The 14,253-nt window shown below is 49.8% G+C and carries 12 protein-coding genes; all 12 read left to right on the top strand.

Going from position 1 to position 14,253, the window contains the following annotated elements; all coding sequences use genetic code 11:
• Positions 1–19 precede the first annotated feature (19 nt).
• Entirely contained in the window at positions 20–847 is an 828-nt protein-coding gene (locus VIM72_RS21805; RefSeq protein ID WP_332004942.1) for a hypothetical protein, read from the top strand.
• 17 nt (positions 848–864) lie between these two features.
• Positions 865–2,367 carry a phage tail sheath family protein gene (locus VIM72_RS21800; protein ID WP_332004941.1) on the top strand — a complete coding sequence of 501 codons (1,503 nt, stop codon included), beginning with the start codon at positions 865–867 and terminating at the stop codon, positions 2,365–2,367.
• A 42-nt stretch (positions 2,368–2,409) separates the two neighbouring features.
• Positions 2,410–2,865, top strand: coding sequence for a phage tail protein (locus VIM72_RS21795; protein WP_079467630.1), 456 nt, complete (start codon positions 2,410–2,412; stop codon positions 2,863–2,865).
• Between the two features lie 87 nt (positions 2,866–2,952).
• Positions 2,953–3,426: a phage tail protein gene (locus VIM72_RS21790; protein ID WP_332004940.1), complete on the top strand. Its 474-nt coding sequence runs from the start codon at positions 2,953–2,955 to the stop codon at positions 3,424–3,426.
• Between the two features lie 2 nt (positions 3,427–3,428).
• Entirely contained in the window at positions 3,429–3,596 is a 168-nt protein-coding gene (locus VIM72_RS21785) for a DUF5908 family protein (protein WP_332004939.1), read from the top strand.
• Complete coding sequence (locus tag VIM72_RS21780) at positions 3,593–4,267, top strand: hypothetical protein (RefSeq protein WP_332004938.1); 675 nt, start codon at positions 3,593–3,595, stop codon at positions 4,265–4,267. Before VIM72_RS21785 ends, VIM72_RS21780 begins: the two co-directional genes overlap by 4 nt.
• Before the next feature lie 6 nt (positions 4,268–4,273).
• Positions 4,274–6,082, top strand: a complete 1,809-nt coding sequence (gene vgrG, locus VIM72_RS21775) for a type VI secretion system tip protein VgrG (RefSeq protein ID WP_332004937.1) — start codon at positions 4,274–4,276, stop codon at positions 6,080–6,082.
• Between the two features lie 18 nt (positions 6,083–6,100).
• Positions 6,101–6,403: a PAAR domain-containing protein gene (locus VIM72_RS21770; protein WP_332004936.1), complete on the top strand. Its 303-nt coding sequence runs from the start codon at positions 6,101–6,103 to the stop codon at positions 6,401–6,403.
• Positions 6,404–6,405: 2 nt separating this feature from the next.
• Positions 6,406–6,828 carry a GPW/gp25 family protein gene (locus tag VIM72_RS21765; RefSeq protein ID WP_332004935.1) on the top strand — a complete coding sequence of 141 codons (423 nt, stop codon included), beginning with the start codon at positions 6,406–6,408 and terminating at the stop codon, positions 6,826–6,828.
• On the top strand, positions 6,825–10,622 hold the full coding sequence (locus VIM72_RS21760; RefSeq protein WP_332004934.1) for a hypothetical protein: 3,798 nt from the start codon (positions 6,825–6,827) through the stop codon (positions 10,620–10,622). The genes VIM72_RS21765 and VIM72_RS21760 overlap by 4 nt, the downstream gene beginning before the upstream one ends.
• A gap of 46 nt (positions 10,623–10,668) precedes the next feature.
• Complete coding sequence (locus VIM72_RS21755; RefSeq protein WP_332004933.1) at positions 10,669–11,451, top strand: hypothetical protein; 783 nt, start codon at positions 10,669–10,671, stop codon at positions 11,449–11,451.
• A gap of 9 nt (positions 11,452–11,460) precedes the next feature.
• On the top strand, positions 11,461–14,253 hold a 2,793-nt coding region (locus VIM72_RS21750), incomplete at its 3' end, for a hypothetical protein (RefSeq protein ID WP_332004932.1).

Below are 14,253 nucleotides of genomic sequence, written 5' to 3'. Positions count from 1 at the left end.
AGCTAGTTGAAAAATATGAATGAAACAACAATATGAAATACTGACCACTATCCGTTACCGTCACGATTTTTTCCAGGCGCTATTCTATGAAGGCATTGGCATCCGTATACCTGCCGCTACCGGAAAACAATTACTGAACGCTGACCTGTTGCTTAAACAACAGGCATCCGGATGTACGTTGCTGTACAATTCACTGGGCGCCGGAATGCGCACCAGGAGTGGCTTATTGGGTAGTAACATAACGCTTGTATTTGAGATAGTGCTGAAAGATCCTTTGTTTTATAACTATACGGCAATTGATACCAACGATATTACCACAAGGTGTTTTATGTTTGGTAATGATACCGCAAATGCACCAGGCGTTTTACACCGGTATTCCTATGCAGATGCAGCAGACCTGCGTGGAACAGATGAATTGCAGGAAACATACTTTACAAAACCATTCGGGCTATTGGTACTAAGGCTGGATGAATCCCTGCAGGATAATTACCTGATCCACTTTAAAGCCAGGAGCACTTACTGGTGTTATTACCTGATGAGTGAACAGCTGGCTGCACTGGCCCACCCGGTAATACTAAACAACAACGGGGTGTCCTGTTTCAGCGAACCGCTGCAGGCAGCGCTCCCGGAGAGGAACCAGGTTCCCGTACTGGTATCCAAAGATCCTATCCCGCTTTCTGACAGGAGTCCTGATATACTCAAACTGGCAGACAGGGCACCGGATGGAAACAACAAACACAAGGTCATCATCTCCCCTCTTCCTTCACCGGAGATCAACAGGATATCTGCTGCGGGAAGATCATGGCATACCAATGGTAAAACGTACTCGGAAATATTTTTATACTAAACAAAAAAACACCTAATATGGCATCAACCTTCATGACCCCAGGGGTTTATATTGAGGAGAAAAATGCGTTCCCCAGTTCCATTACCGCTGTGGAAACTGCAGTGCCTGTATTTATAGGCTATACGCAGAAAGCAGAAAGGAATGGTAAATCCCTTGTTCACAAGCCAACCAGGATCACCTCCTTCGCGGAGTACCTGGAATACTTTGGCAGTGAGTTCAAGCCTAAGTTCACCCTGGCGGATGCTGATCCCAAGGTGAAACAGGAAACTTTTAACATCAACGGGAAACCTTCCGTGGTGCAGATCAAAGACAACAACACTGCTTACTTCTACAACAGCATCCGGTTGTTTTTTGGTAACAGCGGAAGTTTGTGCTACATCCTGTCGGTAGGTACTTACGGCGGTCAGGCGGATGGCTTTACCATTGCGGCCGACGACTTCATCGGGTCTGACAGCAAGCCTAATGTTTTCACCCTGCTGGAAAAGGAAGCGGAGCCCACACTTATTGTCATCCCCGACATCATTGCATTGGGGGCTGATGCCTATACCTCGGTGTATACACAGGTGCTGCAGCACTGCGCAGATATGCAAAGCCGCTTCGGCATCTTTGATCTTGTAAAACAAAAGCCATCCGATGTACTGGAAGACGTGATAGGCGCCTTCCGGGACCAGATCGGCGTAAACTCGCTCAACTATGGCGCGGCCTATCATCCATGGCTGAAAACCACCATTGTACAACCTGACGAAGTAGACTTTGAAAACCTGGACGCCAGCGTTGACCTGGAGAAACTGTTACCTGAACCTGCAGCTGCACAGATCATCACCAAATTCAAAGCCAATGCAACGCCGGACAGCAACACGAAAAAGAACTATCACCAGTCGCTCAAAGCCGCCAGTCCCACCTACGTACATATCCTGGAGGAAATACGTTCCCAGTTGAACGAATTGCCTCCAAGCGGCGCTATGGCAGGCATTTACACGCTGGTAGATAATTCACGCGGCGTATGGAAAGCGCCGGCCAATGTATCCATCAGCATGGTATCAGCTCCTACCGTTAACATCTCCGGGGAAGAACAAAAAAATCTCAACGTAGATATCATGGCAGGAAAATCCATCAACGTGATCAGGCCGTTTGCCGGCATAGGTACGTTGGTATGGGGCGCCAGAACACTGGATGGCAACAGCCTCGACTGGCGTTACATCAACGTAAGGCGCACGCTGATCATGATTGAGCAATCCGTTAAACTGGCCACACGCGCTTATGTGTTTGAAGCCAACGATGCTACAACATGGATCACTGTAAAGAGCATGATCAACAACTTCCTGCAAAACCTGTGGAAACAGGGAGCGCTGGCGGGCGCCGCACCGGAACAGGCTTTCGATGTACAGGTAGGTATTGGCACTACCATGACCCCACAGGACATCCTGGATGGCAAAATGCTCATCACAGTAAAAGTAGCGCTTACACGCCCTGCAGAATTTATCGTGATCACTTTCCAGCAGCAAATGCAACAATCATAACCGGTACTAAAATCTATTCAATAACTTCTAAAACTTACAATTATGGCAGATGACGGCTCCACCCAATCACAGGCCACCTGGCCTATGGTAAAGTTTTCCTTCAAGGTGATGTGGGACGGCAAAGAGATCATATTCCAGGAAGTAACCGGCCTCACTTCTGAAACACAGGTAATAGAATACCGTGGCGGCAGTAATCCTGTATACTCCGTGGTAAAAATGCCCGGTATTGCAAAGTTCAATAACATCACCCTGAAGAAAGGTATCTTCAAAGGAGATACTACCCTGTGGGACAATTACGATCTCATTAAAATGAACACCATCAAGCGTTCCACCATTGTTATAAGTTTGCTCGACGAAACCGGGCAAACCGCCATGAACTGGACGCTTACCAATGCTTTCCCCTGTAAAATGACCGTTACTGATATGAAATCCGACGCTAATGAAGTAGCGGTGGAAACAATGGAAGTAGCGCACGAAGGACTGCATCTGACTAAATAAAAAACGGACAACGGGTAGCGGAATTGGTTGCAGGAACCGGCTTCGTTATCCGTTACTCCGCTTATTCATGCCCTCAAATAAATTGTCATGCCCATTCCGCCACCACCGCCATCATCTGCACAAACGCCCTTCTATCCGCCCGTAGGATTTTATTTCAGGGTAAATATACCTGGCATCACCGGCAGCAATGAAGGCAGCTTCCAGGAAGTGAGCGGTCTTACCGCTACCATTACACCGCTGGAAGCAAAGGAAGGAGGAGAAAACAGGTTTATTCACCGGCTTCCGCAACCGCCCAAATACGGGAACCTGGTATTGAAAAGAGGAATGCTCACCGGCTCACAGCTGATCACCTGGGCGCAAAATGCCATTAACCTCTTTACTTTTTCTCCCGTACCGGTAACAGTAAGCCTGATGAATGCCAACCGGGGACTGGTAGCTTCCTGGCAGTTCTTAAACGCGTATCCCGTAGCATACAAAGTATCTGAATTCAAAGCGCAGGAAAATTCTATTGCCCTGGAAACGCTGGAACTATGCTATGATTATTTTCAACAAATCAGTTAGTTATGCCTTTGGAAATAAGAGAACTGGTGATCAAGGTCACCATAGAAGAACATCCCCCTCAACAGGCCGCATCTACCGGTATCAAAGACCTTCAGGCCCTGAAAGATAAAATAGTAAGGGAATGCATGGATAAATTAATTACTAGCCTGGAAAACTCACCCGCAAGATGAATAACACGCAAGGAGGACCCACAAAATTATTACTGGCCGGCTATGCCGATCCGGAAACCACGCAGCTGATCGACAGCGTATCAGCCGTGATCAACCCGGATAGTTATACGCTCAACTATACCATCAATTACAAGAACACCGATGAACAGGGCGCTGTTGCGCCTACACAGATCTTCAGCAGCATGGAATCAGGGAATTTTGACCTGGAGCTGCTGGTGGATGGAACCGGTGTAGTGCCAATTCCCGGCGGGCTTACCGTAGATGCCTATATTGAAAAAGTGATGAATATCGCTTACAATTACCAGGGAGAAGACCACCGGCCCAACTACCTGCGGATCACCTGGGGCAACACTACTTTCACCGGCGTATGTAAAACCATCAACATTAAATACAGCCTGTTCAGCACCAGCGGCACGGCATTGCGCGCAGTGATAAAACTCAACGTAATAGAGTCCGTAGCCTTTGCAACGAAAATAAAAGAATCCGGCGTAGCGTCGCCGGACCTTACACACATACGCACCGTACTGGCCGGTGATACACTCCCGCTAATGACCTACCGCATTTACGGGGAACCGGGTTATTACATGGAAGTGGCCAGGGTGAACGGTTTGAACAGCATTCATGACATCAGGCCGGGCGACGGGCTTTATTTTCCCCCGCTAAAGAAATAATCGCTCATGGCAACAGTTGTACCTATCAATATAGCAGATCCTACCCTGCACTATACCATCACGGCAAACGGCACCGCCGTGCAGTATACGTACCCTGTTATATCTGTTACCATACATCATGAGCTGAACCGGATCTCCTATGCAGAAATCATGCTGTCGGATGGTACCACCGCCAAAGCATCTACAGGCGTGATAGGCGATTTCCCGGCGAGCGACAGCGACAGCTTTTTACCCGGCAACACCATCACGATCACTGCCGGGTATGGCAACGGTGGTGAAGAAAATATTTTCACCGGCATAGTGGTAAAGCAAACCATACAGGCTACCGACCAGGGATTTCACCTGATCGTTACCTGTAAGCACAGCGCGGTGAAGATGACCATCACCAGAAAAGATGCGGTGTTTATGAACCAGGTAGATAGCGCTATCATGTCTGCCGCCATCAGCAACAGTGGTTTGAGCGGAGAAGTAACCAGCACCAGCGCCGTTAATGAACTGGTGTTCCAGAAGTTCAGCACCGACTGGGATTTCCTGTTATCGCGTGCGGAATTTAATGGTTACGTAGTATCACTGGTAGCAGATAAAATAGTAGCAGCGCCACCCGTAGTAAGCGGGGAGCCCGTGGTATCCGTAGCTTTCGGCGAATCGCTGATCAGCTTCAACGCTTCTGTGAACGCAGAGAAACAGGTGCCTTCCCTTTCCGCTGCCGCCTGGGATCCGCAAACGCTGGCCATGATCACGGCGAACGCAGAGGAGCCGGGATTGAATGCACAAGGCAATATCACTGCCAGTACGCTGGCTTCCGCGCTGAGTCAGACCCCGCTGCAACTGGTATCCAATTCTCCCCTTGCACAGGAGAGTTTGCAAACATGGGCCAACAGCACCTTATTGCGTATGCGGCTGGAATCTGTCAGCGGGCAGGTATCTTTTATGGGCAATGCCACCGTATGGCCCAATACCCTGATCGCCTTATCCGGCGTAGGCGCCCGCTTTAACGGGAACGCCTATGTGTGGGCGGTAACCCATACGCTTAAAGAAGGCGTGTGGAACACCAATGCAAAATTTGGTTTGAACAGCAAGCCGATCTATGAAAGGGAAAATTTTTCCTACTCACCGGCCAACGGGCAGCTGCCCGCCATACAGGGACTGCAGCTGGGCACCGTAGTAGCCATTTCAGAAGATCCCGGCGCAGAGTACCGTGTGCAGGTGATGCTGGCCAGTACCGCTACAGGGCAGCAGGGCACCTGGGCAAGACTGTCTACTTTCTATGCCACCGCCACTGCAGGCGCCGTATTTTTTCCTGAAGTGGGCGATGAAGTAGTAGTGGCGTTTGTAGAAAATGATCCCCGCTACCCGGTGATCATAGGCTCTTTATATGGCAAGGCAAAAACACCGCCGGTAACGCCGGCAGATAATAACAACTACATCAAGGCCCTGTATACCAAAAGTCAGTTGCAGGTTAGCTTTGATGATCAGAACAAGATCATCACCATTCTTACACCCGGAGGCAACAGCATTACATTGAACGATACCTCCCAGGAAATAGTAGTAAAAGACCAGAGCAGTAACACCATTACCATGGCGCCGGCAGGCATTACTATCAAAAGCGCCAGCGACCTTACATTGGAAGCCACCGGGCAGCTGAAGCTGAGCGGGGCATCCATCAATGCAGCCGCTACTGCGGCGCTGGAAATGAGCGGGGCTACGCTTTCATTATCGGCCGACACTACGCTCAGCGCCACCGGCAATGCTTCCGCCACCCTCTCCTCTTCCGCATCCACGGTGATACAGGGAGGCGTGGTAATGATTAATTAAACCATAAAAAAACGAAACATGGGACAACCCGCCGCAAGGATCACAGATATGCATGTATGCCCGCTTGTTACGCCGGCGCTTCCACCTATCCCGCATGTAGGCGGGCCTATTGTAGGCCCCGGCATGCCCACTGTGCTGATTGGCGGACTGCCCGCTTCTGTTGTGGGCGACCTGTGCACCTGCGTAGGGCCGCCTGATTCCGCTATCATGGGCTCATTCACCGTACTGATAGGCGGCAGGCCTGCAGTGCGTATGGGCGATAGCACCGCGCATGGCGGCGTAGTGGTACTGGGATGTCCGACCGTATTAATAGGAGGTTAACGATGGCAAAAGAAATTAAATCATTTTTAGGGACAGGCTGGAGCTTTCCCCCTTCCTTTGATAAACCCAATGCATCCGTGCTGATGGTATCCGATATAGCGGATATTGAAGAAAGTATCCGCATCATTCTCAGTACCATTCCCGGGGAACGTATTATGCTGCCTGATTTTGGCTGTAATATCAGGAAGATGGTATTTGAAGTGGTAGACTCCCGCTTCGCCGCAGAACTGAATCATATCATTTACCATGCGCTGCTGGAGTATGAACCGCGCATCAAACTGGCAGACTGCCAGATCGCAGACCAGACCATGGAAAGCGGCGTGGTGTATGTACAGATCAACTACACCGTGATTGCCACCAATACGCGGCATAACATGGTGTATCCGTTCTATTTCCTGGAAGGCACCAACATCAGCATACGATGAACAACTACTTTGAAAATATACAGGATGGCGTGAGCCAGTTGGAACGGCAACTGGATGCACTGCAGCCTGCGTATGTAAAAGTGGATAACCGGAGCACCTTCGACCTGCTGGCGCAGCTTACAGCGCTCTCCAGCCAGTTCAACTATTATAATTTCCAGCATCAGCCGGATGGGGACTGGCAGGAGTTTTTTCATGCCGACCTGGTGATCATGCTCATCATCTGCTCCAACCTGCAATTCACCGCCTACGAGGAGAAATATCTTTTCCTGCGGGAAGCAATGGGGAAAGCAAGTAATGAAGCCGGTCTTTTTAAACATACCGCCGGCTTCTTTGTGCTCCTCTATGATATTGCCATTGAGCTGATGGATGTATTGCAGAAACTGTCCCTCTCAGATAAGCAACAGGTGATCCGGCATTATGCGGAACAGGTGATCCGGACGGTGGAAGAGGAAACCGCCAGGCTATACCGGTATGAAATACAGGTAAAACAGCTGTTCCCTTATGAAACCGCCAGGCATCATACCCTGCGCGGCACTGCCACTACTGCCCGGTTGCAGCAATTGTTCCCGGCCATCTCCCAACAAACCACAGATGGCGATGATACCTTCAGCGGGTTCTTTTCACTGAATGAAATTTACGACACCCTGCGCACAAAGTTTTACCAGACTTCCAGCGCCGCGTCTTTCTATCTGAAGAACCAGCTCCGCGAACGGAAACATACACCGCATATGGGGCTGCTAATGGCCTTTACGGAGCTTTATAAACACCTGCAGGACCAGATCAACGGAATACCTAAAAGACATCTCGATTATTATTACCGGACCATACTGGGTATGGAACCGCTGCACGCCGTGCCGGACAAAGTTCATATCCTGGTAACACCAGCCCCGCAGATCAGTTACCTTACACTGGACAAGGGAGAGATACTGCTTGCTCCCAGCCCGGCTAAAAAAGAACCGCTGAAATACCAGCTGACAGAGCATTTCAAAGCACATGCCACTGCTATTACCGCTATACATACCCTGTATGTAAGCAACTATTTACAGGTGGCAGCAAGGTCGCTGCAAACCAGCAATATCTGCGAAGCAGCCATCTATCATGCTGTTCACCCTGTAATACCGGCGCCGGCTTTTGCCAAACTAACCATCCCGCCTGTTACCTGGCCCCTGCTGGGAGAAGACCAGCATGATCTTTCCCAATCGGTGCGCACCATGGAAGATGCCTCACTTGGGTTCATGATCGGATCGCCAACATTATACCTTACAGAAGGCGTACGCTCCGTACAGGTACGGCTGCATTTCAACGCTGCCAGTTATGCCGGGCTGATAAAATACCTGCAGAACTTCTCCGCCGTTACCGGCAGGAACGCCGCTATCACCAACAGCGAGCTGATGTCCGGCGCATTCCTGCTGTATTATACTTCGCCTGCAGGATGGGAACAGATCAGTCATTACAACGTCCGGTGCACCGCCGCAGAACAGGCCGACAATGCCATTGTGATCAACTTCCTGCTGCGCAGCAGCGAAGCCGCCTTCTGCGTGTTTGACCCGGAGATACATAGCGGCAACATTTCCTCTGCGCTCCCGTTACTAAAAGTATTACTGAATAATAACAGCTTCCATCATCCTTATTCTTTCTTACGCCACCTGGTACTGGAAAGGGTAACGGTAACGGCTAAAGTAACCGGCTTCCGTACAGTAAAACTGGATAACAATATAGGAGAAGTAAATGCGCTCCACTCCTTCCGGATGTTTGGCCCTATGCCCGCAGTGGGATCGTTTCTCGATATCTGTAATACCAATGTGTTTAATAAGTATACGAAAGACTTCAGCATTAAACTGGAATGGCTGGATCTTCCTAAAAATATAAACGGGTTCGACAGCTACTACGCCGCCTATCCCGGCGGTATGTCCAACAATGCCTACAAGGTAGGCATCAGCAGTATCAACAACGGCGTGTTTTTACCCGAACGTGGTAACCAGGAATTGTTCCAGCTGTTCCGCACTTACCGCGACAAAGAAGGCGATCTTTATCTTTCTGATACTTCCCTGATCAGTAACCCTGACTTCAATAAGATCAGTTTTACCAACGGGATGAAAATGAACAGGGAAGCAAAGCACAGTACCACCAGTTACCGGCAGGGCGCCGTGCGACTTGAACTGGCGGCTCCTGCTGAAGCATTCGGGCACCAGTTGTACACGCTTATCTTCCCGGAAATTATTTTATATAATGCCAAACATCCTTCCCGGAAAAAACCACAACCCGGCCTGCCTTATGCGCCCATGATAAAATCCCTTTCCATTGGTTATACACTGGAGCATTCCGAATCATTGAAGCCCGTAAAAACATTTGCCCCGGGTGAAACCATGGAAGTACATCATGTAGGCGTATTCGGGAATGAATCCATTTACCCCGGCAATGGCTACAGCGATTTCTCACTGCTGCCGGTATTTAACGAAGCAGGGCATTTATACATTGGTTTTAACCAGCTGAAACCAGGAGAGGAACTATCATTGCTGTTCCAGCTGGAAGATAAATATTTCACTGATACCACTACCGATCCTCCGCCGCTGCACTGGGACTACCTGGCAGATAACAAATGGCATCCTTTTGATGGCATGTGTCTTTTATCAGATAATACCAATAACCTTTCCCGGAGCGGCATAGTAAAGATCCGGGTACCGGCCGGCATCAATACCAATAACAGCATCATGCAGCCAGGCGCCTGGTGGATCAGGATCTCCACGCCATCCCATGAATGCATCACCCCGCGGGTGATCGGTATTTTTCCCAATGCCGTAACAGCAGAACGGGTACTGCAGGGCATTGGTAATTCCCTTGAAACAGTATTATCCATTCCACCGCTGACCATCAAAAACACGAAACGGGATATCCGCACCATCCAGGCTATCTGGCAATTGTTTCCTTCCTTCGGTGGAAGAAAAAGGGAATCGGAAAGTAAATTTTATACACGCGTAAGCGAGAGACTGCGGCATAAACAACGGCCGGTTACTGCGCTGGATATTGCACAGGTATTGCTGGAAGCATTCCCGGAAATACTGATCGTAAAATGTATCACCGCCCCTCCCGGCGCCAGGGATGAAGACGCCAGTATTGTAGTAGTGCCCCGGCAATCGGACAGCGGGCTATTTATCAGCGCAGAACCAAAGGTAGACCTGGATACGCTGTGCCGCATCCAGGCATTTATGCAGCAGCATATTTCACCTTTTGTCCGTTTGTCTATCCGCAACCCCGTGTATGAAAGTGTGAAAGTAGTATGCAGCATCCTGTTCAGGGATCCGTCGGAAAACAACCAGAACAGCCACCTGCAACAGCTGCAGCTGGATATCCGGAAATATCTCTGCCCCTGGTTGTTTGATCCTTCCTCTCATCTGAAAATAGGCAGCACCCTGTATAAATCCGAACTGCTCAATTATATCAACCGGCAGCCTTACGTTGAATATATCACGGGGTTTTCCCTGGTGCATTTTTATTATACGAAAGATGAAGATACGGGCGTATTGACCGCTTATTCTACAGATACTGCCACAGGCGACCTGCAGGAGATAGTGCCTTCTTTGCCTCAATCGGTGCTGATCCCATCGAAAGAACACCTGATCACCGTGCTGCGCTCACCGGAATATAAAGCGCCGCAGCCGCTGGGCATTGATGCGCTGAAGATCAGCACTGAACTGATCATTGGCAACGATCCCCCCGCTATAACGGCAACGCCTCAACGACCGGATCACACCGCCGATGAAGAGATGCTTACCATCTCCCTGCTGCCGCCATGATGCACATCATATCAGCTAATCATCTCCTTATATAAATTCCAGACATATGGACATGCAACAAAGTAAAAAAGTATACGGGCGGGATGAGCTCAAACAATATTTCAGGAACGGCGTAATGCCTTCTGAAAATCATTTCGGCTACCTGATAGATTCTACTATCAACAAGCAGGAAGACGGCTTTTCAAAAGATGAAGACAATGGTTTGCTGGTGGCCACGCTGGGCGATTCCAAACGGCTGCTCTCCTTCTACCGCGCCACAGACGATCTGGAGCCATTTTTCTGTATGGAAAAAGATGAGCAGGACTATCCCGCACTGCGGATGAAACCCGGCACCGGCGAAGATGATCAGACCGGCCCGGGGAAGAGCTTCTTCTTTCATACCAATGGTAACCTGGGTATCGGGAAGAAAAGTGATCCCCGCTTTAAGGTAGACATCAATGGCTTCACCGGTATGCAGGGTCGCGTTGGCACTTTCAAAACAGGCACCGTTCCTGCCAACGGCAAATGGCATCCCATCCTTGAATCGCTGGATAACTGCCAGGCTTTTGAAGTGATGGCCAGAACCGGGAAAAAAGGCGCCGGCAGGATGGCGTTGCTGCATGCCACCGCGCTGGCTGCCTATGGCGGCGCGCATAACAGGATCAGCCAGCGTTGCGCACACTATGGCTTTTTCTGGAACAAGATCAAACTGCGCTGGAAAGGCGGCACGCATAACTATGCCCTGCAACTACGCTCCAACAGTAATTACGGGGAAGGCGTGGAAATTTTTTACAACATTACCCGGCTATGGAGCGATGAGCTGTTTATGCCGGAAGAATACTACTATTAATGTACCGATATGGCTGATACTCCCGTTCAGATCAACAGGGATAAACCCATTGCCGCTGCAATGGACTATGATCTTTTAATGAAGGAAGCAATTGCCCGCGTGCAGGAATTATCCGGTACCGAGTGGACCGATTACAACCTGCATGATCCCGGTGTAACCATCCTGGAACAGCTATGCTATGCCATCACCGATCCGGCTTACCGTACCGCTTTCCCTATAGATGAAATACTGGCAGATAAAAAAGGTAATATTGATCCGCTGCCTCATTCTTTTTTCCGCCGTGCAGAGATACTTACCTCTGCCCCTGTTACAGTGGATGATTACCGCAAACTGGTACTGGATGAAATAGAAAATATTGAAAACATCTGGATCGAGCCTGTGCAAACCACGCATCCATCCGGGTGCATCAAAGGTGTGTACCGGGTATTTATACAGGTGGAAGATGCCATTGCACAGAACATGAGCGGCAATGCAGACCTTATACAAAAACTGGCTGCGCAAACAGATCATTTTTTACAGTCGTACCGCAATATCGGGGAAGACTTTGAGCCTGCCGTCATCCTGCAACCGCAGGAGATCTTTATCAAAGCAGAAATTATTGTAGACAGCAGGCACGATCCTCACCAGATCCTCGCCCTGATGTGCAATGCCTTTGAAATGACGCTGCATCCGCCGGTAAGGTTTGTATCTGCCGCTGAAATGTATATCAGCGGTCATACCGCAGAAGAGATATACGCAGGGCCGCTGCTGAAAAAAGGCTTTGTAGCCAATACTGACCTGCATCCCCGCAAGCAAACCGCCGACCCTGCGGACCTGATGAAAAGTGTATCGCAGGTGCCGGGCGTGGTAAAAGTAAAAGCCATTTACCTGGCAGATGAAAACGGGACCTTCCAGGCAAAACCCATACAAATTAAAGAAGGCCATTACCCTTACCTGGAAATGATAAGCGGGAAACACGAAATAAAGATCTCCAGCGATAAATTTGAATACAATCTCCGCGATGCCGGTTTCCTCAATACGTATGAACAGGTAAAAACAGTAGCCCGCAGGAGGTTTGCCGGCCACAAAAATTCAGAAGCTTCCAAACCACTGAAAGCTACCTATCGCAACCTGGGTCAGTACTATTCGCTGCAGCATACCTTCCCTGCTATTTATGGCATAGGGCATGCAGGATTGGAAAAAGATGCGCCCGCCCTCCGCCATGCCCAGGCCAAACAACTGAAAGCCTACCTGCTGTTCTTTGAACAGCTGCTGGCTAATTACCTGGCGCAGCTGAGTAATATCGGCAATTTATTCTCTCCCTTCCTGCACCAGGTGCCTGCAGTTACCTATGCCACCCAGCCTTTATATAACGTACCGCATGCCGCCACCCTGCTGAAGGCTTTCACTGATCAGCAAGCCCCGCTTTCCTGGGATGATTTTACCCAGGATAACGGTAACCCATATATGAAAAACATGCAGGAAGCAGCGGAACCGGACAAGGTATACCAGGAGCGCAAAAATACCATATTGGACCATTTACTGGCGCGCTTCAACCTCGTGTTGCTGAAATATCCTGTGAACTTTTATGAACAAACCTACGGGCGTGACGCTGCGCCTGCAAGGATCAGCCCGGAGCTGGAGTGGAAAGCGGAGATCCTCCGCGACATGCCCGCACTGAGCGCCAACCGTAACCGCTCCTTCAACTACAGGGAAGATATTTTTGAAGGAGGCGAGCTGTCTGGCTATGAAACAATGCTGCATAAACTGCTGCATATACGACAGGAAAAACGGAAGCGGCTCACCGCCGCCTTTGATTCAGCTAAGTGGAAAGTAACTTCAGCGCATGCTCCCGAAGCACATATACATGTGCACCTGGTGAAGGAATACAAAGTAAAAGATGAGCTGATCAAAGTAAATATTGCAGAAAGTGCATCAGGAGAAATCATTACCGGCAAGCAATATGATTACGGCCGGCAATCGGTATCCCTGCTCCGTTACGGGTTGGACCCATCGAACTACCGGATTGTTTATGATGAAGAAGATGACATTTACCTGGTGGTATACCGGCACACCGCGCATGCATTATGGCAGGTAGTAAGCCGGGAAAATACACACGGGGAAGCCACCCATGCGCAGAAAGAAATGATCCGCCACCTGAAGCAGATCAGCACCGCGTCTGAAGGCTGCTACCTGCTGGAGCACCTGTTGCTGAAGCCCGCTTATGCAGACCAGGGTTTTGGATTCCGCATCTACGACAGGGGCAATAAGCTACTGCTGCAGCATGCACAATGGCTTACGCTGGATGAGCGGGAAGCGCAACTGGACAACATGGCACCGCTGGCGGCTGCATTAAACGAAAAGGATGCATACGGCAGCTGGCAGCAGCTGGTGCAGCAGCAGTATAATATTTACTACTATCCCGGCGATACGCCGGAATTGCTGACAGCAGCGCATTTCACAGCGCCAGCCTCAAAAGCTGCCGTAGAAAAAACAATGCTGGACCTGCTGCTTATGATCCGGCAAATGAAAAACGGGCAACCCGGCCAGGTACATGTAGTGAAATATGTAAAATATGGGGCGTCTCAAATGTTGCAGGAAGACTTCTTCAAATTCGGCATGAGCATCGTGTTCCCCTCCTGGCCAGCCCGCTTCCAGCAGCAGGAATTCAGGAACTTCACCGAAGCCATGTTCCGCGAGCATACGCCCGTGCAGTTCCGTATGTACTTCCGCTGGATAGGCATTGCGGCGATGCAGGATTTTGAGTTGCGTTATTTTAACTGGCTCAAAGCCATGCGTGGGGAGGGCGACAAGCCAGTCGCC

It is taken from the genome of Chitinophaga sp., from assembly GCF_036569185.1.
Taxonomy (GTDB): Bacteria; Bacteroidota; Bacteroidia; order Chitinophagales; family Chitinophagaceae; genus Chitinophaga.
The sequence above is the reverse complement of the archived record's forward strand: the minus strand, read 5'-3'. Positions and strand labels throughout refer to the sequence as shown.